This is a genomic window from Bradyrhizobium sp. SRS-191 (genome assembly GCF_024586915.1).
GTDB lineage: Bacteria > Pseudomonadota > Alphaproteobacteria > Rhizobiales > Xanthobacteraceae > Bradyrhizobium.
In genome coordinates this window covers 32,863-56,064 of the sequence record NZ_JANBVS010000010.1, presented here as the reverse complement: position 1 = coordinate 56,064, position 23,202 = coordinate 32,863, and the positions used below count along the sequence as shown (strand labels likewise).

Below are 23,202 nucleotides of genomic sequence, written 5' to 3'. Positions count from 1 at the left end.
CCGATGTCCCTCGACGCCTTGTTCAATCCACGCAGCATCGCCATCGTCGGCGCCTCCGCCGACGCGGCCAAGACGTCCGGTCTGCCGATCCGGTTCTTGCGAGAACAGAAGTACGAAGGTGAGATCTTCCCGGTCAACCCGCGCGTGGCCGAGATCGACGGTCTTCGGTGCTACCAGAGCATCGAGGCTCTGCCGGCTTCGCCTGATGTTGCGATGGTCCTGCTGGGTTCGGCTCACGCGGTCGATGCGGTGCGCGAACTGGCGGCCAAGGAGACAAGATACGCGATCGTCCTGGCCGGCGGATTCGGCGAGAGCGGAGAAGACGGACGCGAACGCCAGCAGCAGCTTCTTGCCGCGGCCGGCGGCATGCGCATTCTTGGACCGAATACGATTGGCCTCGTGAACGTCTCGAATGCCGTGCCGTTGTCGGCGAGCGGCGCGCTGTCCGCCGGCACGCTGTTGAAGGGCTCCGTCAGCGTGGTCTCCCAGAGCGGCGGAATTCTCGGCGCCTTGCTCTCGCGGCTGACGGCGAGCGGTGTCGGTCTCTCCAAGCTGATTGCGACCGGCAACGAAGCGGATCTCGAGATTGCCGACTTCGTCGACCACCTCGCCGACGACCCCGACACATCCGTGATCGCTCTCTACATCGAGGCGATCCGTAACCCCGAGAAGTTCCGCCGCGCGGCGCGCCGGGTGCGAGAGGCGGGCAAAAAGATCGTGGCCTTGAAGATCGGCCGCTCGGCGGCCGGCGCGCGCGCCGCTGCCTCGCACACCGGCGCGATGGCCGGCACGGACCGGACCTACGATGCCTTCTTCCGCGATCTCGGCATCATCAGAGCGCAGAGCTTCGGCGACCTCGTCGCCATCCCCGCGGCACTGGCGACGCAGCCGGCCTTGATGGGACGCCGGGTCGCGATCCTGACGTCGACCGGCGGGGCAGGGACTCTCATCGTCGACAGTTTCGGCCTGAACGCTCTCGAAGCGCCGGACCCGGACCCGACAACTGCGGCGCAACTCGCCGCTCTCATGCCGGATGGCCCATCGTCACTCACGACCAATCCGATCGACGTCACCCTTGCAGGCCTGCAGCCGGCGATCCTGAAGGGCTGCATCGAAACGCTGCTGGACAGCCCCACCTATGATGCCCTGGTGGTGATCGTGGGGGCGACGAGCGTGCGCAATCCCGACCTGATCAGCAACGCCATCCGCGAAGCGAAGTCCGTGGGTTCGAAGCCCTTGCTGGCCTATGTGAGCCCGCATGCGCCGGAAGCCGTGTCGCGATTGACCACGCAGGGCGTTCCGACCTTCAGCACGCCGGAGGCGGTCACCGTTGCCCTCGACGCCCTGTGGACCGTCGGACGTCCGCTCCGTCGGCTCGAAGCACCTCAACCGCGCCCGGCCGTCGACATTCCCCGCGACTGGGTTGGTTCGCTCGACGAGCACAAGGCCAAAGCGCTATTCGCAAGATTCGGCATCCCCGTCGTGCGCGAGACAATCGTCGCGACTGCATCCGAGGCCCGTGAGGCGGCGCGAGAGTTCGGCGGCAATGTCGTCCTGAAGATTCTCTCGTCGACGATCACCCACAAGAGCGATGTCGGCGGCGTGGCCGTCGGCCTCGATGCCGCGACCGTCGGCGATGCGCTGGATCGGATGCGCGAGGTCGTCACGGCCAGAGCAGGACGCGCGCCGGACGCCTTCATCGTGCAGGAGATGGTTCAAGGCGGCGGATTGGAACTGATCCTCGGCTGCCACCGCGATCCGCTCGGTCTGGTCCTGCTGCTCGGCATGGGCGGCGTCACGGCCGAGCTCATGAACGACACGGTCATCCGGCTGCTGTCCCCCGAGACCTCGTTCTCGCACGACCTCGCGCTGGAGATGATTCAGGAACTCCGGTGCTGGCCGTTGCTCGACGGCTATCGAGGCCGCGCCAAACTCGACGTCGAGGCGCTGGCCGGCGCCATCGTCAATTTCGCCGCGATGGCCATCGCACTCGACGGGCGCATCGTCGAGGCCGAGATCAATCCGATGTTCGTTCTCCCGGCAGGCGCAGGCGTCCGCGCTGTCGACGCGGTGGCCGTGCTGACGAGTGGTCAGGCGTCGGAACGATGACCTCTCGCATGTTGCCGCGCAGGCTTGGACCAAGAGCGGGGTACTCATGGAGAGGAGGGAGGCATTTGATCATAAGCTTGATGCGGGAGAGCACGCTTTCACTCCTCCCCCTGAGGAGCGCGCCGCTTGGCGCGCGTCTCGAAGGGCGAGGCCCCACCTGAGGCCTCATGGTTCGAGACGCGCCGTCATGAAGAGTCCTCGTCATGGCACAACTGGTGGCACGGCGCTCCTCACCATGAGGGTCAAAAGCCGGGGGCGCTGCACACCGGACCATGAACACGCCGAGCGGCGTGTTCATGGAGAGGGGGCAGCTCCGCGCCCGGAGCTGTCGCTGGGCCATGAGCAGCGTGCACATTGAGAAGGTTGAGGCTACGTCTCGGCGCTCCTTCGCTGTCGCCGACCGGCTGACTGATCGTCTGCCCGACGGGCAATCCTGGCATGCCCCGCATGCGCCAACTGCCCGTCGTGCCGGTTTGTCGCGAGCTTCTCCCTTGCGTCGTCGGGCAAATCAGCTCCACATTTCCGCGCATCCCGGCTCGCTGAAGAGGGACGTTTCGCGATCGTCACGAGCGTCGAGCTGGTAGATGCGATGGGCGCGTTGCTCTGCAGCCTGGTCTCACGACCGGGCCGACGAACGGAGCGAGGCGACGGCGAAATGGTGTGGTCCTGGCATCGCGGTGCTGATGTCAAGCCGGTGGTGATGATGATGATCCGCTGGTGACGGGGGCAAACAGCCGATCCCCGGGGAGAGCGCCTATAAGTCGCAAAACCGTCGCGCAGGGAAGGCCGGATATTGGGCTATACCTGTGGTTCTGCCGCGTGCTTGTTTGCTGCACGCGGACCGCGGGTATCAGCCGATACCCGGTCTTCCCTGCGCCTCTTCTTCCGACGAAGAGGTTCACTCGAGACGACAACTCGGGCGGATACCGCCGCGAGATCGCCTCGCCATGCCCTGCTGTTTGAAACGTGGATAAGATTGGTCACGATGTTTCGCGATGGCGTTGAGGCCGTGTCCGACGCTCATGAGGACGCGCCGGTGAATGCGAAGCCCCGCTGCCTGCGCCACCGCGCAAGGGGACACGATCCTCAAGCCGGTCAAATCGAGCGGGCGCCGGCATCCGTCATGGCTGAAGGGCAGGTTCGTCTATTATTGCGCCGGCAGGCCTGCGTCGACCATGAGCTGAACGATGCGGCCGGCGACCTCGCGATAGAGCGGGCTGGTGTTCTTCATCGGCGGTGAGACATTGAGCGCGGTTGTGCCGGGCCGCATCCTGAGGCCCTTCTGCATCGCGGCTTGTGCCTCTTCCGTCTGCCCAAGTCTCTGGTGGGCGGCGGCCAGGAGCATGTAGGGACGGCCCGAGGCCGCCGTGATGGCGATGGAGCGCTGCAGCCAGGGCAGGGCGTCGTCAGCGCGGTCCATCATCAAATGGGCCCAGCCGATGCCCAGTAGCCAGGTCCACCGCGAGACCGCCGGCGTGTCGTAGCGATCGGCCTGCTGGAACGTCGCCAGCGCATCCTCGAAGCGGCCGAGATTGAGCTGCCCGAGGCCGACTAGATACATCGCCAGCCCATCCCAGGGATCGCGGCTCAAGGCTCTGGCACAGATGACGAGGCTCTCGACGAACCGGTTGGTCGCGCTGAGGAAGCGGCAATAGGTCTCTAGCACCGGGATGGCGTTCGGCCTGGTGCGCAAGGCGCGCTCGAGGTTGGCGGATGCCTGCGCCTCGGCCGCCGCGGCCTCCTGGGGATTGTACCAGACCATCTGGATGCCGCGCATCTGCAGTGCTGCGAGCGCCACCGCCGCGTCGACATTGTCGGGCTGCTCGGTCAGCGCATTCTGCAGCATCGTCTGCGCCATGCCGAAGCGCTCCAGCGTCACGCTGTTGATCGATGCGGTGGCTTGCTCGATGGCAGCCTTGGCGCCGCCGGCAGCGCCGTCGACCGCAGAGGTCCCGGACTCCGTCGATGCGTTGAGGCGGCGCGCCAGCACGTCGCCGACGCCGGCGGCGAGCCGTGTCTGCTGCAGCGTGGGTGCATTGTCATCGGCTTCGACCGAGACGGTTGCGACGCCCTCGACCTTGCCGGTCGCCGTCTGGATCAAGCGGGCGCGCAGCGTCCAGGATGGCCCATTGCGTTGCAGCTCCCCATGGATCTCGAAATCCGAGGAGGCGGTGGCGGCTGCAGCGACCTGTTCGGGACGCGGCGCCGTCGATGCCGGCGCCACCACGCTGATGCCGTCGATCCGCGCGAAGCCGTCGGTCAGCCGGGCGCTGATCTCGTTCGCCATGGTCGATCCGCGTGGATCCTCCGTCGCATTCGCGATCGCCATGATGGCGACGACCGGCGGTGAGCTCCTGAAGATGAGGTTCGGCTTGAACAGCGGAGTCGCCGCCGCCAGCCCGACGATCGTGCACAATCCGAGCGCAATGGCGGCGGCCACGCGCCCGCGCGAGAACCATCGTGATTCCGCCGGTGCGGTCGCAATGTCGGCCGGGAGGGCGGTGTCGAGCTCGGCGGCCACCGGCTGCAGCTCGGGCTCGGCGGCAGGGACGTCACGCGCGACGATCGCGATGTCGGCCGTGAAGATGTATCCGCCGCCGGACGCCAGCTTGACCATCTGGCGCCGGTCGTCGCGCAGCGCGTTGCGAATCTCGCGGATGCATTGAAACAGGCTGTCCTCGCCGACATGGACCTCGGGCCAGACGGCCTCCATCAGCTCCTGCTTGCTCAGCACCCGGCCGGGATTGGCGACCAGCAGCCGCAGCATCTCGAACGTCTTCGGGCGCAGCTTGATGGGCACGCCGTCATGTCCACGCAGCTCGGCATGCTGCTGGTCGAGGTCGAACCCGGCGAAACGGACGATCATCCACTCTCTCTGAGATATGCTGCCCACGTAGCATTGGCGTGCCGGTAAGTCGCCTCACCATGGGCAGACATCCGGCCTCGACGAAAATTTCAGAAAACTTCAGAAACCGATACCCCAACCTGATACCGCGTTGTGACATCGTGAACGGCCATGGCGCGTCTCTGTTGGGGGGCAGGACGAGCGCAAAGACTTCGCTTCCCCCGCCGACTGCCTGAATGAGCCGCTTGCGGGATGGTCTCGTTCCGCCTGGCGAGCCCGTCCTGCGGCCGCGGTCGGTCAGCGAAAGAGCGCGCGGGCTCTCCTCTGGTCACGCCGGCGCATCCCGCTGCAAGCCGAATGACGCGAGCTAAATCGTTGCTGCAGCCGCGCATTCCGATTCTGAATCAGAAAATTTCACAGCGCCGCCGTCCGCTTCCTCAGGACTTCCCGCGGTCCGGATGAGACATCAGGGAGGGAAGGAGCGCCCGCTGACTCGCCTGTTGTTGTCATGCGGGAGCTGGCTTCGCCGCACGGCAATGAGGGCATGGTGCTGACCGTCAACGACACTCCGGATGATCCCGCCCGCGTTCGGAGGCCGGCGCAGCCCTGCGCCGCGCGCGGCGGCTTTCGTCCGGCGCGGTCCGTCACCCCGCAAGCATCGATTCCGCCCTGCGATGACAACACCGTCTTCGCCCGTCAGCCGGCCGGGACGGGAGCGAAGGCATGACGCCTGATGCCACCGCCAGCCGTGCCCGTGCGTCGGTCCGCGCGGGCGGCCCGTGCCGGCGGTTCGAACTGACGCCCGCATACGACTTGGACTCATTGATTTGGACGAGGATATTTGAATGGCGGTGACGACGATCACATCCGACGGCTTGTCGTCGGAGCCGTCGCAAGACGCAGCGATCGCGGGCGCGAGAGCAGCCGGGGTCCAGCATTCGGAGGGCGCGGTCGGCAACGCCACTGGTCAGGGCAGGTCTTCGCACGAGCGGCCCTTGCCGCAGCCCTTCGCGCCGGTGGAGCGTCATGACGATCGTTTGCCTCTGCTGGCGGCGCGGCAGGAGCCGGGCGAGCAGGCCGGCGAGACGGTCTCGCACAAGCCCGCCCAGGTCATCGGGCGTGTGGTGGAGACCAAGGGGCACGTCCTTGTCGTGCGCAACGGCATTGCGGTCATCCTCCATAATGGCGACGCGCTGCGCACCGGCGACGTCGTTCAGACCGATCGTGACGGCGCCGTCAGTCTCATCTTCAAGGACGGCAGCGTCTTCCAGCTCGGGCACGACTCGCACCTGGCGCTGACCGCGTTCAGCTATGGCCAGCATGGCGTGGCGAACCGGGAAGGCTTCGACCTGTTGCAGGGATCTTTCAGCTTCGCCGCCGGCGCCATCGCGCGGACCGGCGACATGCGGGTCGGCATGGCATCGGCGTCGGCGAAGATCATGGGCGGCGTCGGAGGCGTCGACATTGCCGAGAGCGGCGGCATCGCCAAGCTCTCGATGTACCATCAGGAGCAAGGGGGCGGGCAGGCGACGATCTACGACGGCGACGGCAGTCCGGTCACGACCATGGATGGCGATGGCGGCAGGCTGACCCTGACCTCGACGGGGCCGTCGCATCTTGCTGCTGATGAGCAGGCGAAGTCGGAGGCCGACAAGGCCCTGGAGGCCACGACGCTCAGTCAGATCCTGCAGATCAAGATCCTGGCGAACGACACCGTCGATCCCACCACGACCGGGATCCGCGGCTCGTCCTTTGCGGCGGTGGGCGGAGACGATCGCGGGACGCCTCTGTTCGCGCCGGGCGTCTTCGGCTCTCCTCAGCCCGCGCCCTCCGATCCCGCCGGCGGCTTCGGCCAGCGCGGGGGAGACGGCGGCTATGGAGGCGCGTTCGGCGACATCGGGTCTATTCGGGTCAACCACGCGCCGGTGCTCGATCTGCATGCCGCGGCGGTCACGGCGCTGGAGCAGACCCCGCTGACGGCCTTGCCGCGCCTGACCTTGAGCGATGATGACGGCAAGACGCTGCTGCAGGCGACGGTCAGGATCACCGGCCACTATGAGCCGGGCAAGGACACGCTCTCCTTTGCCGGCACGACTGAGATCGAAGGCCACCTCGAGGCGGGCACCGGGACGCTGACGCTGACCGCCGTGCCCGGCCACACCCCAAGTCTGGCCGATTTCCAGGCCGCGCTGAGCAGCGTCCGCTATGTCTACGCAGGTGATGCGCCGTCGGCGCTTCCCCGGACGTTGACCGTCACGGTGCAGGACACTGGCGGCACCGGGTTTGGCGGCCACGACGTCGCCTCTGCATCGGTCACGCTGACGGTCACGGGCATCAACGATGCGCCGACGCTTGAGTTGCCCGAGGTCTCGATCGTCGCCGCCGAGCAGATCCCGACGGCCGTTGCCCCGCATGTGTCGCTGTCGGACGTCGACAGCGCCACGCTCGATCATGCCTCGCTGCAGATCACGGGCAACTATATCCCCGGCGAGGACGTGCTGTCGTTCACCGACACGGCTCAGATCCATGGCGTCTTCGACGCTGCGACCGGCACGCTGATCCTGACCGCGCGTCCCGGTCAATCCCCGACGGTTGCGGATTTCGAGGCCGCGCTGCGGTCCGTCACTTATGTCGACACCAGCGACAATCCCTCGTCGCTCACTCGCACCGTCACCATCAGTGTGCAGGACGTCGACGGCACCGCCCATGGCGGACACGACACGACGGTGCGCACCGTCACCCTGACGGTGACGCCCGTCAATGATCCGCCTGTCATCACCGGCGAAACAAATCCGGCTGGGGTCGCCGAGCTGGCGGATGCGCATGCGCAATCGGCAGGTCCCATCACGGGCACGCTGTCGGCGAGCGATCGCGATATCGGCGACGTCCTGACCGGACATGTGACGGCGTCAGCGACGGTCAACTACAGCGGCGGTGCGTTGCCGGCGGGCGTCGACATCGATGCGCTACGCGATACAGCTGCGATCTCGTTCGACAGCGCGACGACCACGGTCAGCGGCGGCGTCAACACGCTGACCTGGACCTATCATCCCGCCGCGGCCAATCTGGATTGGCTGGCTGCCGGCGAGACGCTGACCATCACCTATCTCGCAGAGGTTTCGGACGGCACGGTCAGCGTCGGCAGCCAGCCGCTCACCATCATCATCACCGGCAGCAACGACGCGCCGACCATCGTCGCCGCGCAGACCGCGGCCACGGTGACGCAGGGCGTTGTTGTCGATGCGCACGGACAGCTTCACGCGGACGGCAGCTTCGGTTTCGCCGACCTCGATCTCTCCGACACGCATTCGGCCTCGGCCGCGTTCCTGAGCACGACCGACCCCGGCGGGGGGGCGCTCGGTACCATGGGCGCGCTGATCGACACGGATACGGTCGGCGGCGGCAGCGGCGAAGCGACGTGGAGCTACCACGTCGACGACAACAGGGTGAAGTTCCTGGCCGTCGGCGAGAGCGTGGTCGAGACCTACCGGGTCACGGTCAGCGATGGCCATGGCGGAACGGTGAGCCGCGACGTCAGCGTCACCATCGCCGGCACCAACGATGCGCCAGTGATCACCGCCGCTCAGACGACGGGCGCGATGACCGAGGACAGCGCCGTCGATGCGCACGGCCAGCTGCACGCCAGCGGCGTCATCGGCTTCGCCGATGTCGATCTGACCGACACCCATTCCGTCTCGGTCGCGCTCGTCAGTTCCAGCAACGCCGGCGGCTTCGCGCTGGGCGTGATGAGCCCGCAGCTGGACGCTGACACCAGCCACGGGGGTGGCGGCGAGGTCGCCTGGACCTATCAAGTCGACAACAGCAGCGTGCAATTCCTGCAGGCGGGCCAGACCGTCACCGAGATCTATGCGGTGACGATCAGCGACGGTCATGGCGGACTGACCACGCAGGACGTGACCGTCACGGTGACCGGCACGGAGGATGCGCCGGTGCTGACCAGCGGCGGCTCGGGCGCGGTGACCGAAGCTGCCGATGCTTCGGCGCAGGACATCGGGCCGATCACCGGCGCTCTTGGAATGACCGATCTCGACGTCGGCGACACGCTGACGGCGTCGGTCATAGGCTCGCCCGCGGTCACGCTCGACGGCCACGCATTCTCGCTGCCGCCAGGCGCGGCATCGCTGATCGACCATGCGCTGTCGTTCCAGACCGGCGTCATGTCGAATGGCGGCGCGGCGAGCATCGGCTGGAGCTACGATCCGTCGGCTGCCAATCTCGATTTCCTGCGGGCAGGACAGCAGCTCGTGCTCACCTACACCGTCGGAGTGAATGACGGGCTGACCGACAGCGGCACGCAGACCGTCTCGATCACCATCACCGGCACCAACGACCTGCCGACCATCACCGGCGGTGCGGCGTCGGTCGATGAGGCAGCCGACGCCCACGCCCAGACAGTCTCGCTGGCCGGCACGATCGCGGTCACCGATCTCGACGCCGGCGATCCGTTGACCGCATCGGTCATCAGTTCGCCGACCGTGATGCTGGATGGCCACGCCTTCACGCTGCCGCACGGGGCGGCCGCGCTGGCCGACGCCGCGGCCTTGTCGTTCGACAATGCCGGATATTTGTCGAATGGCGGCACGGCCAACATCGCCTGGATGTATCACCCGGGTGCCGCGGATCTGGACTTCCTGAAGCAGGGCCAGACGCTGACGCTCACCTACGCCGTCGACGTCAGCGACGGGATCGGAACCAGCGCGCCGCAGACGGTGACCATCACGATCAACGGCACCAACGACGCGCCGGTGGCGGTCGCGGACAGCTACACGACGGCCGAAGACAATGCGTTGATCGTGCCAAGCGCAGGCGTGCTCGCCAACGATCACGATGCCGAGGGCGACGCGCTCAGCGCCATCCTTGTCGACGGGCCGAGCCACGGTACGCTCGCGCTGAATCACGACGGCTCGTTCACCTACACGCCATCGACCGACTACAACGGCGTCGACAGCTTCACCTACAAGGCCAATGACGGCCTCGCGGATTCCGGCATAACCACCGTCAGCATCACGGTGACGGCGGTGAACGACCCCGCGGTGATCTCCGGCGTCAGCAGCGGCGCGGTCACCGAGGCCGGCGGCGTGAACAACGCGACGGCGGGAATGCCGACGGCGACCGGCGTGCTGACCGATACCGACGTCGACAATCCGGCCAACACCTTCACCGCGGTCGCGACGCCCACGGCCAGTGCCGGCGGCTACGGCACCTACACCATGACCTCAGGCGGGTCCTGGACCTATCATCTCGATGACGGCAACGGCGCGGTGCAGGCGCTCAATGCCGGTGCCGTGCTGACCGACACATTCACGGTGACGACCATCGACGGCACGGCGCAGGTGGTGACGATCACGATCAACGGCGTCAACGACGCCGCAGTGGTTTCGGGAACGACGAGCGGTGCAGTGAGCGAAGCGGGCGGCGTCGGCAACGGCACGCCGGGGACACCGACCGCGACCGGCACGCTGACCGACAGCGACGTCGACAATGCGGCCAACACGTTCAGCGCCGTCGCGACGCCGACAGCCAGCGCAGGCGGTTACGGCACCTACACGATGAGTTCGGGCGGCGTCTGGACATATGCGCTCGACAATGGCAATCCCACGGTCCAGGCGCTCAACGCCGGGGCTGTGCTGACCGACACCTTCACGGTCACGACCATCGACGGCACCGCGCAGGTGGTGACCATCACCATCAACGGCGCTAACGACGCGGCGGTGGTGTCGGGCACGACCAGCGGCGCCGTGACCGAGGCGGGTGGCATCAACAACGGCACGCCGGGAACGCCGGTCGCGATGGGCACGCTGACCGACAGCGACGTCGACAATCCGGCCAATACTTTCACGGCGGTTGGAACGCCAACCGCGAGCGCGGGCGGCTACGGCACCTACACCATGACCTCGGGCGGCGTGTGGACGTATACGCTCGACAACAGCAATGCCACGGTGCAGGCGCTGGACGTCGGCGCCACGCTGACCGACACGTTCACAGTGACGACCATCGACCGCACCACACAGCTGGTGACGATCACCATCAACGGCGCCCACGATACGGCGGTGGTGACGGGCACGATCAGCGGCGCGGTGACGGAGGCGGGCGGTGCCAACAACACGACACCGGGAACGCCGATCGCGACCGGCCGGCTGACCGTCTCCGAGGGAACCTTCATTGCCAGCACTGCTGCGACGGCGAGCACCGGCGGCTATGGTAGCTACAAACTCTCATCATCCGGAGTCTGGACCTATACGCTAAACAACAGCAATTCCGCGGTCCAGGCGCTCAATACGGGCGCCGTCCTCACCGACACCTTCACCGTCGCCACGACGGGGGGCAGTACGCAGATCGTTACCATCACGATCGCCGGCACCGACGATGCGCCGGTCCTGTCCGGCGATGCATCGGCCGCGCTGCTGCAGGGGCTGTCGACGACGATCACGACCGCCGATCTCAACGTCACGGATGTCGACAATCCGGCGAGCCAGCTGGCGTTCAACGTCAGCGGCACCGTGCATGGTCATGTCGCGCTGGCCGGCGCCCCGGGCGTGGCGATCTCGAGCTTCACGCAAGGGCAGCTTGCCGCGGGGCAGGTGGTCTTTGTCCAGGACGCCACCCAGACTCTCTCAGCAAGCTTCACGGTCACGGCAACCGACGGCAGCCTGAGCTCGGCGGGGATGACCGTCAACGTCGCCGTCAGCAGCGACTTCGTCATCACCAGCAACATCGATCTCGGCAGCGTCTCCGAGACGATCCACAGCCTGAGCCAGTCGGGCGGCACGATGTCCGGCTCGGGAACGCTGATCGACGCCAACGGCGCGACGTTCACCGGCGGCACCGAGAGCGGCAGCGGCGCCACGGTCGTGAATGGCCTGGCGACATTCTTCGATGCCAACAACGAGACATTCACGCTCGAGGGCCGGACGTTCGAACTGCATGGCTCCGCCCAGACCGGGGCGTTTGCCGGCGACACGCTACGTCTCAACAATGGCGCGGTGCTCAAGATCGATGCCGGCGTCACCTTCACCGACGCGTCCGCCAGCGGCGCGGCCTTCAACATCTCCTCCAGCGCCGGCACCGGCACGGTCAATATCGCCGGCAGCTACGACAAGGTCGGCGCTGGCACCACTGCGATCTCCACCGCGCTCACCAACACCGGGATCATCGACGCCGAGGCCGGTACTCTCAACCTGGCCGGCAGCGTCAGCAACGCGGGTGTGTTGAAGGCGGAGAGCGGCGGAAAGCTGCTGGTCTCCGGCAATCTCGACGGGACCGGCGCGGTCACGGTCGGCGAGAACGGCACCGTCGAGTTCGGCGGCGCCGTGGCGGCGGGACAGACGGTGAGCTTCAGCAGTTCGCCCGGCGTGCTCAAGATCGACGCACCCGCGAGCTTTGCCGGTTCGATCGCAGGCTTCAGCGCCGTCAGCGACACGATCGACCTCGCGGGGATCAACTACAATTCCGGGCAGTTCTCGCAGTCATTCAATGCCGGGACCGGCGTGCTGTCGGTCAGCGACGGCGTCCACAACGCCAGCCTGCATTTCAGCGGGCCGACCTATGGCTTTTCCTTCGCGAGCGACGGCGCCGGCGGCACCTTCATCAGGCCGTCCAACGTCTACACCGTCCACAACGCGGCCGAGCTGAATGCGGCGCTGGTGGCGGTCAGCCAGGGCGGCTCGGCCGCCGCCGCCAACAGCAACTATTCGATCGAGCTCGCCGCCGACATTTCGATCGCCTCCCTCGGCACCAATCTGTCCGCGATCAACCTGGCGAGCGGCAGCTCGCTCGTGATCCACGGCGCGGGCCATGCGCTGGACGGCGGCGGCGCCTATCGCGGCCTGTTCGTGTTCGGCGGCAATGTCGCGCTCGATAATCTCGACATCAACAACACCGTCGCGCAGGGCGGGGCGGGCGGCAATCCCGGCGGCGGCGGTGGCGCCGGACTCGGCGGCGGATTGTTCGTCGGCACCGGGGCGACCGCCTCGGTCAGCAACGTGAACTTCACCGGCGATCGTGCGATCGGCGGCAATGGCGGCGGACGGACGAGCCGCGAAGGAATTTATACGTCGGTCGCCGGCGGCGGCGGCGGCATGGGGACCGCGGGCCATGATGCCGGCCCAGGCCTGTACAGGGCGAAGTTCGGGCGATCATACGTCTACTACAACAGCAATCTGCATGCGACGTCCTACTCGCTGCCGTGGCAGTCGGAGTTCGCGTATGAGAACGGTGGCGGTTCCGGCGGGACCCTCGGTCTCGGCGTCGGCGGACACGCCGGCTACGCAAGTGCGGCAAGCGGGAGCAGAGCGGCGCCTCAAGTCGTCGGCAACACCAACCACATCGGCGGCTTATTCGGCCAGAACGGCAATGTCCTTGTCGGATACAAGGGCTACTTCGTTCAGTATATCCACGGCAGCGTGGGGTCGGCCGGGTCTGGCCCGCCGGCTGGCTGGGGCGTCGCCAGTGTGGCCCAGAGCGGTGGCTTCGGCGGTGGCGGCGGCGGCGGCCTCCACGGGTCGTTCGGTCTCTATAACGCCAACACGAACGGGGGCAATGGCGGCTTCGGTGGCGGCGGTGGTGCCGGGGCCATGAACCAAGGCTACTCGGGGGGCGGGCTCGGCGGGGCCGGCGGCTTCGGCGGCGGCGGCGGCCGCAGTGCATTCGGCCAGGCCGGCGGTGCGGGCGGCTTCGGCGCCGGCAATGGCGGCTCCGGAGTCGGCGGCGGCGGCGGTCTCGGCGCCGGCGGCGCCATCTTCGTCGAGCAGGGTGGGTCGCTGACCTTCGCCGGCGGATCGCTGTCGGGCAATTCCGTTGCCGGGGGCGCCGGCGGCCGCAACGGGAGCCAAGGAGGCCAAGATGGCCAAGGGCTCGGCTCCGGCATCTTCATCCAGGGCAACGACACCATCCACTTCGCGCCGCAAGCGGGCGACTCGCTGACCATCGCGAGTGGCATCGCCGACCAGACCGGGAGCGGCGGCACTGGCGCCAATGCCGGCACCGGCAGCGTCGAAATCGGCGGCGCGGGCGTGGTGCACTTCGCGGCCACCAACAGCTATTCCGGGACGACCATCGTCGATTCCGGCGCGACGCTCGCGGTCGACGCTGGCGGCACGGTCGGCACGGGCGCCCTCACCGTCAATGGGACGTTCAACTGGAGCGGCGGGGGCACGTTCGCCAATTTCGTCACCAACAACGGCACGATGAACGTCAACGTCTCGACGACGTTCAGCCAGGTCGTCCACGATGTCGGCACCTTGAATCTCAACGCCGCGAGCAGCTTTGCAGGCGGCGTGGATTCCGGTGGCGCGATTGCGCTCGACGCCAACGGCACGTTCACCTTCGCCTCGGTGTCCGGCAGCGGCACATTCAGCTTCGGCAGCGGCGATACCGCGACAGCGGTGATCCTGACGGGCTCGCTGTCCAAGACGATCAAGGGATTCACCTTCGGCGACGCCATCGATCTCAGAGGCGTCGCGGCTGCCAGCGCTTCACTCGACACCCACAATGTCCTGACCTTGAAGAATTCCGCCGGCTCGACCGTCGGCACGCTAAATTTCGATCCGACACAGACCGGCCTGACCGTCGGCTTGAAATCGGATGGCCAGGGCGGGACGCTGCTCAGCGCGATCCAGACCACGTTCCTGGTTGGCTCGGCGGCGGACCTCAACGCGGCGCTCGCGGCCATCAGCCAGGGTGGTGTCAACTATTCCCAGAGCCAGACAGCCTACAAGATCACCTTCACCAGCGACATCTCGCTGGCGTCGCTCCCCGGCCAGCTCGGGGCCATCAATCTCGGCAGCACCGGCAGCACGCTTCTCATCGACGGCGCCGGGTTCGATCTCGACGGTGCGAACACGCATGTCGGCTTGATCGACAATTCGGCAGGCGTCACCCTGAAGGACCTGTCGATCGGCAACGCGCCGTCCTGGGGCGCCCTGGTCGAGGGCAACAATACGCTCACTCTGTCCGCCTCTGCGGGACAGTCCTCGACGATCTCCAGCGCCATTGTCGATGCCGGCAGCGGCAACAGCGGGGCCGTCGTCATCAGCGGCGCAGGGACGATCAAATTGGCCGCGGCCAACAGCTACACGGGCGGCACGACCGTCATGTCCGGCGCCACGCTCGATCTCGCCGGCGGCAGCATCAAGACAGTCACGGACAACGGCAATATCAAGCTCGACAGCACGTCGGTGGTCATCGGCGGCGCGGTTACGGGGAGCGGCGCCATTACGTTCGGCATGCCCCAGACCGTGCTGAAGATCAGCAGCGGCGTCCCCACCACGACGTTCTACGGCATGGCGGATGGCGACATCATCGATCTCGCCGGCGTCGCCGCGACGGGGATCAGCTCGCTCGGCAACAACGCCTATGCGTTGACGTCTGGCAGCACGACGCTCGGCACGCTGCATTTCGATCCGTCGCAGGATCTGGCATCGGACGCGCCGGTCATCGTTGCGGACGGCGCGGGCGGCACCTTCGTGCGGCTTGGGCACATTCCGGTGTTTACCGCGAGCACGGCCGCGGAGTTTGCCAAGATTATCGCCGAGATCGACATCGGCGGGGCCTATTCGCTGGCCAATACCCACTATGAGATCGACCTGACCGGCGACATTGCCCTGAGCGGGAACTTGCCGGTGATCTACCTCGCCAGCGGCGACAGCCTGTCCGTCGTCGGCAACGGCCATACGATCAGCGGCGCCTTGAACGGCATCGCCAACTATTCCGCGTTCTATCTGCAATCCGGAAGTCTGTCGCTCAGCGACCTGACGCTCGCGCAAACCAAAGGCAACGGCAGCGGTCTGTACATGGCCCCGGGAACGTCGGCTGAAGTGTCCGATGTGACCTTCGTCGGAAATCAGGCACCGGGAGGCCTTGGCGGTGCGATCCGTGTTGATAGCGTTGTCGGTGCCGGCAGTTCGTTGACCCTCGGCGCCGGCTCCTTCTCCGGCGATACGGCCGTTTTCGGCTCCGCCATCTGGCTCGACGGCAGCACTCTCAATATTGCTCCGCCGGCCGGCGAGTTGCTCTCCGTGGCCAACTCGTTCGGCGGCAACGGCACAATCAATATATCCGGCCCGGGAGATATCGTTTTCTCCGGAGGCTTCGACCTGGGAAGCCAGACGATCAACGTCGCCGGTTCAGGTGACGTCACCCTGTCGGGCGCCTTCTTCGGCAGCCAGAGCGTCGTCCATACCGGTTCCGGGACGCTGACCATCGCGCCCTTCTACAATGTGGAGTCGGCCGGAACGTTGGGCGGAGTGGTCAATGCGATCGATACCGACGCGATCGGGCTGGTCGGCGGCATCAACTATGTCGTCAACGTCACCGCCGACATTGCCGGGAACGCGGGCCTGCCGGCGGTCACGCTCGACCCCGGCAATACGCTGACGGTTCATACCAACGGCCATCTGTTCGACGGCGCCATCAACGGGACGGGCAGCGACTTCACCTTTGCGGCGACCGGCCCGGGCGGCAGCACGGTGCTGACCGGCGGCGCCGAGCCGATCTTCAACGTCACATCCGCCGGCGATCTGGGGAACGCCGTCGCGGCCCTCGACACCGGCGGCCTGCTGTCGAGCAGCAACACGCACTACGTCATCAACTTAACCGCCGACATCGGGGCGACCACCGGGCTGCCGCCGATCAAGCTGGCCAGCGGCTCGACGCTCACGGTCGCGACCCACGGCCATCTGCTCGATGGCGCCAGCAACGGCGCGGGCGGCGACTTCACCTTCGCGGCGACGGGCGCGGGCGGCAGCACGGTGCTGACCGGGGACGCCGTGCCGACCTTCGATGTCGGCTCGATCAGCGGATTGCTGACGGCGTCCTCCGCCATCAGTGTCGGCGGACTGCTGTCGAGCGCCAACACGCATTACGTCATCCACCTGACCGCCGATCTGCCGCTGACGGCCAATTTCCCGAGCTTCAATCTCGCCGTCGGCGACACGCTGACGATCGTGACCCACGGCCACCTGTTCGATGGCGCCACCGATGCGAGCGGCCACCTGACCTTTGCGCCGGCGGGCGCGGGCGGCAGCACCGTTCTGACCGACAACACGGAGCCGAGCTTCAACGTGGCGTCGTCTGCCGACCTGGCCGGCGTCATCGGCGCGCTGAATTCCGGCACGCTCGCCTCCATCAATACGCACTACATCATCAACCTGACCGCCGACATCACGCTGTCGGCCAACCTGCCGCTGATTGCGCTCGGCGCAGGCGATACGCTGACATTCGAGGGCAACGGCCACAGCATCGACGGCGGCAACAGCTTCGGCGGTTTCTATCTGCGTTCGGGAGATGCGACGTTCTCCGATCTCACGATGCAGCATCTCGTCCAGCGTGGCCAGGACGGCGGCTTCAGCACGGTCGGCACGCGATACGGCGGCAGCGGCGGTGGTGGCGGTGGCGGTCTCGGCGCCGGCGGCGCGTTCTTCATCGCGAGCGGGGCCTCGGCCACGATCAAGGACGTCATCATCAGTCAGGACGGCGCCATCGGTGGCAACGGCGGAAACGTCAACGGCGGTGGCACCAGAGCGGCCTATGCTGGCGGTGGTGGTGCGGTCGACGGACAAGGCTATCAATCGGGCGGCACCGGCGGCGGTGCGATGAGTGGCCACCACGGAGCCAATGGCGGTTTTGGCGGCGGCGGTGGCGGTGGCTATGGCCACGTCGTGCATTTTCAAAATCCATCCAGCTACGCCGGTGGTTCGGGCGGCTACGGTGCGGGCAACGGCGGAAACCCGGTCTATGTCGGTGGGCTCGTCGGCGGCGGTGGCGGCGGCGGTGCGGGGCTCGGTGGCGGCATCTTCGTCGCAGCGGGCGGCTCGCTGATCATTGCTGGCGGCAGTTCGGTGTCCGGAAACTATGTCCGCGGCGGACTGGGCGGCATGGGTGGGAACAACGGCGGAAACGGCACGGGCCTCGGCGCCGGTCTGTTCGCCGCGTCGGACAACGTCACGCTGGCGCCGGATGCCGGCAAGACGCTGACCATCTCGGATTCGATCGCCGGCGCCATGACCGGCGTGCTTCACATCGCGGGCGCCGGCAGCGTCGTGCTCGGCGATGTCAAGGCGACGACGATCGCGGTCGACGGCGGCGGCACGCTGACGATCAATGGGGCGCTCGTCAACGACTCCCTGACAGTGTCAGGCGCGGCGAGCTACACGCTGACGAAGAGCCTGCAAGGCAGCGGTCATTTCGGCGTGTCAAACAACGGCTTCCTGTCGTTGGACACCGCCAGCACCATCGATGGCGGCGCGCAGCTCGCCGATCACGGCGTGATCGAGCTCGGTGCCGTCGGCGCGGTCGGCAGCGGACACATCACCTTCGCGCAAGGTGCGATGGCCACGCTGATCATCGATCAGGGCGATACGCCGTCCAACCAGATCGACGGCTTCCTGCCCGGCGACACCATCAAGCTCGCGGGCTTCGCCGCGAACGCCACCGCGACGCTCGGCGCCGGCAATGTGCTCACGGTGAGCGACGGCACGCATACCGTGCAGCTCCACCTCGATCCGGCCGTCGATTACTCGACCGCTCAATTCAGTGTAGCGGCCTATAATGGCGGCGTCGCGGTCACGGACACGATCGCGCCGAAGATCGTCCTCGTCGGTCAGCCGCAGAACGGCAATCAGGTCGTACTCAGCGGCACGGGCATGCCGGGCAGCAGCATTGCGATCTTCGTCGACGGCAACCAGGTCGGCACCGCCACGCCGAATGCTGGCGGGCATTTCACCTTCACCACGGCCGCGATCGCTGACGGCGAATACGTCTTTACGGCCACGCAGACGGGCGGAGGCCAGACGCTGACCACCGCGCCGCTGATCGTCGACGTGCTGCCGCTCGCGCCATCGCTCGCGCTCGCGCCGGGGCAGGCGGTGCTGGCCAATAATGTCGGCGTGCATCTGCAGGGCAGCGGCGAGCCGAACCAGACCGTCACGCTGCATCTCAGCGGTCCCGGCGGCAGCTCGGTGAGCTACACCACCACGACCGATTCCAACGGCAACTACGATTTCGTCACGCCGCACCTTGCCGACGGCCACTACACGCTCAACGCCACCGAGACCGACGCGGACGGCGTCGTTAGCCTGCCGTCGAATGTCGTCGCGTTCGACGTCGTTCCGCAGGCGCCGCTCATTTCGGGTGTCGTCGGTCAACCGGTCGACGGCGGCAGGATCGAGGTGACGGGCAGCGCCGAGGCCAACATCCGGATCAACCTGTTTGCCAATGGCCAGTACATCGGCTCCGGCAGCACCAATGCCAACGGGCTCTTCGACATCACGGCAGCGGCGCCCTTGGGGCATGGCGTCTACGCCCTGGTGGCGACGGCCCAGGATGCCGCGAACTTCGTGAGTGGCCAGTCATCGGCGGTTGCCTTCCACGTCGATCCGCTGGCGCCTGCGATCAGTGCGATCGTCGGCCAGCGCGTCAACGGCGGCACCGTCGAGGTCAAGGGCACGGCGCTGGCGGGCAGCACCGTTACGCTCTACGAGGGCAGCACGGTGGTGGGCTCCGGCGTCGCCAATGGCGCCGGCGTGTTCGACATCGTCACCAGCGCGACGTTCGCCGATGGCATCCATGCCTTGCGGGCGACGGCAACGGATGCCAACGGCCTGACCAGCCTGCTCTCCGCCGCGAGCAACGTCGCCGTCCTGCCGACCGCGCCGGTCATCTCGGCCGTGATCGCGACGGCGCCGCAGACCATCCAGCTCCAGGGCACGGGCGAGGCCGGAGAGACCATCAAGGTCTATGCCGACGGCACGACGCTGCTGGGCTCAGCCGTGGTCGATCAGACCGGGCATTTCGCTTTCAGCGTCGATGCGCCCGGCGGCCATCATGTCATCACCACGACCGAGACCAACGGCGACAATCTGACGAGCGCGATCTCCACCGGCGTTGCGATCGACGTGACGCCGCGGGCGCCGGTCATCACATCGATCGTGCCGCTGGTCGCCACGCAGGTCGACGCGAGCCATGCCTTCATCGTCAAGGGCACCGGTCAGCATGCCGGCGAGACCATCACGCTCTACGCCGATGGCGGCGCGAGTCCGATCGGCACGGGTGTCGTTGCCGCCGACGGCACCTTCACCATCACCACCACGGCGGCGCTCGCGAACGGAGCTCACATGCTGACCGCCACCGATGCGGCCAGCGCCGACGTCAGCGCGCCGTCGGCGAGCTTCGCCATGTATGTCGATCCGGCTCCGGTCACGGGCATCATCCAAATCGGGATCGCCGCGGATCACGGCGTTATCGAGCTGCAGGGCTCGGGCCAGCCGGGCGACACGATCACGCTGATGCTGGGCAATACCGTGATCGGCACCGGAGCGGTCGATGCCTTGGGCCATTTCGACGTCACGAGCGACGCAAGCGCAAGCGCGCTGCTCGGCCCAGGCCACCAGCACATCACGGTGATCCAGACCGACAGCCTCGGTCATGCCAGCCCCGGAGCCACATTCGATGCCAGCGTCGCTCCGGCCGCGCCCGTCGTCGCAGCGGTGCTCTCGGTGCCGGACACGGTCGGCCGCGTCGAGGTGAAGGGCAGCGGCGAGGCCGGGACCATCATCAAGCTCTATGCCGACAATGGCACTACGGTGATCGGCACCGGCACCGTCGATGCATCAGGGCATTTCGATGTCACCAGCGATTTCCAGTCGGTCGGCGGCGGTGTGCACAGCATCACGGTGACCGCGACCATCGACGGCATCACCGGACCGGTCTCGGCGGGCGCTGATGTCACGGTCACGCCGGCGGCGAACACCTGGACCATCACCTCGGCGGCCGATCTCGCCAAGGCGATCGCGGCGATCGACGTCTCCGGCGCGAGCGCGCAGAGCGGTGCGCACTACACGTTCGACATCGTCGGTGATCTACAACTCAGTGATCAGCTGCCTGCCTTCAATCTGCCGCCGGAGGCCTCGCTCACCATTGCCGGCCATGGCCACGTGCTCGACGCGCACGGCCTGCCGGGCCTGTTTGTCTACGCCGGCAGCGTCGAGATCGATGATCTTGGCATCATCAACGCCGTGGCGAAGGGCGGCGACAGCAATTTCGGCGGTGGCGGCGGCGCCGGTCTCGGCGGCGGATTGTTCATCGCATCGGCCGGCACGGTGACGTTGTCCAACGTCAATTTCGCCAACGACAAGGCGGTCGGCGGCAACGGCAGCGGCTCGTTCGGCTACATAGGAGGCTGGCTGTATGGCGGCGGCGGCGGATTAGGCGGCGCCGGTGGTTTGCAGGGCGGCGGCGGCATTGGCATTCATGCCTCCGGCAGTAGTCATCCGCGGCCCTACGACTCCGGAACGAGTGCTGGTGCCGGCATCGCGCTGGGCGCGGCCTCGGGCGGCGGACAGACTGTCGGTACCAACCCGGTCTATCTCGGCGGAGCCAATGGCGGCGGCGGTGGCCAGGGCGTGGGCTTCTACACCAGCGCGGCCTATGTCGGTTTTCCCGGATACGGCAACCCGGGTAGCGGCGGCGGCATCGGCGGCGGCGTCGGGATCGTCAATACCAGCAACGGCACGATTGCCACGGGCGGAGCGGGCGGCTTCGGCGGCGGTGGTGGCGGCGCCACGTTCGTCCTTCCGTCTGGCGCCAGTGGATACGGTGGGGCCGGCGGCTTTGGCGGCGGTGGCGGCGCGGGCCGGCATGGCGGCGGTGCCGGTGGCTTCGGCGGTGGCGGCGGTGGCGGTGGCGCCTCTTACGGCTTCACCGGTGCCGCGGGCGGCTTCGGCGGCGGCGCCGGCGGCAGTACCGCCTATGGCGGCGGCGGCCTCGGCGCCGGCGGCGCGATCTTCGTGCAGCAGGGCGGCACGCTGATCTTCGCCGGCTCGGGCAGCGAGCAGAACGATGGCGTGACCGGGGGCACGACGACCGGGTTCGACGCCCATGCCGGCGCGGCCTATGGCAGCGGCATCTTCCTGCAAGGCGATCAGACCATCACCTTCGCGCCGGACGCGGGACACAGCATCACCCTCGCCGGCGTCATCGCCGACATGACCGGCTCGCATGATGCCAGCGGCCAGACCGGCGCAGGGCATCTGCTGCTCGACGGCGGCGGCACGCTGGTGCTGGGCGCGGCCAACACCTTCACCGGCGGCATCACGATCGAGAACGGCACGCTCGATCTGATCGCCCATGGCGCCGCCGGCGCCGGCGCGATCAGCTTCTCTCCGGCCGATCATGCCGCGCTGGAGTTCAGCGCGGTGAACGCGCCGACCAACGCGATCGAGAATTTCGGCACCCGCGACCAGATCATCGTCGACGGCTTTCATGCGACCAGCGAGAGCTACAGCAATGGCGTGCTGGTGCTGAACGGCGCGAGCGGCTCGGTCAGCGTCACCGTGGGTGGCTCGGACCTGCACGCGCTGTCGGACTTCCACTTCGCCTTCGATGCCACTAGCGGCAACACGATCATCACCGGCGGGCCCGACCGGTCCGGCAACGATGTGATCCATGGCGGCCCCGGCGCGCAGATCCTGACCGGCGGCACTGGCGACGACGTGTTCTTCTTCCGCGCGACCGAACTCGCCGCCGGCGCCACCGACAGGATCACGGATCTGTCCTGGGCCAACGGCAGCGGCGAGCACGATCGCATCCATCTCGAAGGCGTCGACCCGAATGCGGTGACGGTCACGTCCGTCAATGGCGGCCACGACACCGACATCGCGATCGGCGTGAACGGCGGCACCGCGCATATCCTGGTCCAGGGCAGCGGCGCATCGCCGCTCGAGATCGAATTCCAGAACACGATGCCGACCAGCGATGCGGATCTGAATACGCTGCTCACACCGTCGACGGCGAACGAGACCGTGGGCCAGTTCACGACCGGAGCCAACCCGCCTTACATCAAGTCCCTGACCAGTTATGGCGCCGATGGCGCCCCGGCCGTGCAGGACGTCACCAACAACGACGGATCACACACCATCACGGTGCAGGCCCCCAACGCCGTGCTGACGGCCTCCGCGGCGAACGACACGTTCGTGTTCCAGTTCGGCTCGCAGCCGGCCGGCAACACGACGATCGGCAGCTTCGATGTCGCACACGATGCCCTGCAGCTCAGCCACGCCGTCTATGCCGACGCTGCGGCCGCGCTCGCGGCCATCGCCGCGGATCCGCACAACGCCGGAGGGGCGGCTGACACCACCATCGCGATCGACGCCAACCACACAGTCATCCTGACGGGCGTGAACCCGACCCAGCTTACACAGCACGATATTCTGCTAGTGTAAGATCTCGCATTC

General features: G+C 67.2%; 3 protein-coding genes. 2 read left to right on the top strand and 1 reads right to left on the bottom strand.

The window, feature by feature from the left end; genetic code table 11:
• Positions 1-3: 3 nt before the first annotated feature.
• Positions 4-2,109 (top strand): acetate--CoA ligase family protein, encoded by a 2,106-nt coding sequence (locus NLR35_RS18940; protein ID WP_257168039.1) that lies wholly within the window; start codon positions 4-6, stop codon positions 2,107-2,109.
• 1,147 nt (positions 2,110-3,256) lie between these two features.
• Here the strand turns inward: NLR35_RS18940 and NLR35_RS18935 are convergent.
• Complete coding sequence (locus NLR35_RS18935) at positions 3,257-4,975, bottom strand: winged helix-turn-helix domain-containing protein (RefSeq protein WP_257168038.1); 1,719 nt, start codon at positions 4,973-4,975, stop codon at positions 3,257-3,259.
• 824 nt (positions 4,976-5,799) lie between these two features.
• On the opposite strand from NLR35_RS18935, the gene NLR35_RS34255 reads away from it, so the two are divergent.
• Entirely contained in the window at positions 5,800-23,190 is a 17,391-nt protein-coding gene (locus tag NLR35_RS34255; protein WP_306577633.1) for a VCBS domain-containing protein, read from the top strand.
• The last annotated feature ends 12 nt before the right edge of the window (positions 23,191-23,202 follow it).

Excerpts from the sequence above, each read along its gene's own strand:
- NLR35_RS34255 (WP_306577633.1), top strand. The coding sequence starts at position 5,800 with ATGGCGGTGACGACGATCACATCCGACGGCTTGTCGTCGGAGCCGTCG.
- NLR35_RS18940 (WP_257168039.1), top strand. The coding sequence starts at position 4 with ATGTCCCTCGACGCCTTGTTCAATCCACGCAGCATCGCCATCGTCGGC.
- NLR35_RS18935 (WP_257168038.1), bottom strand. The coding sequence starts at position 4,975 with ATGATCGTCCGTTTCGCCGGGTTCGACCTCGACCAGCAGCATGCCGAG.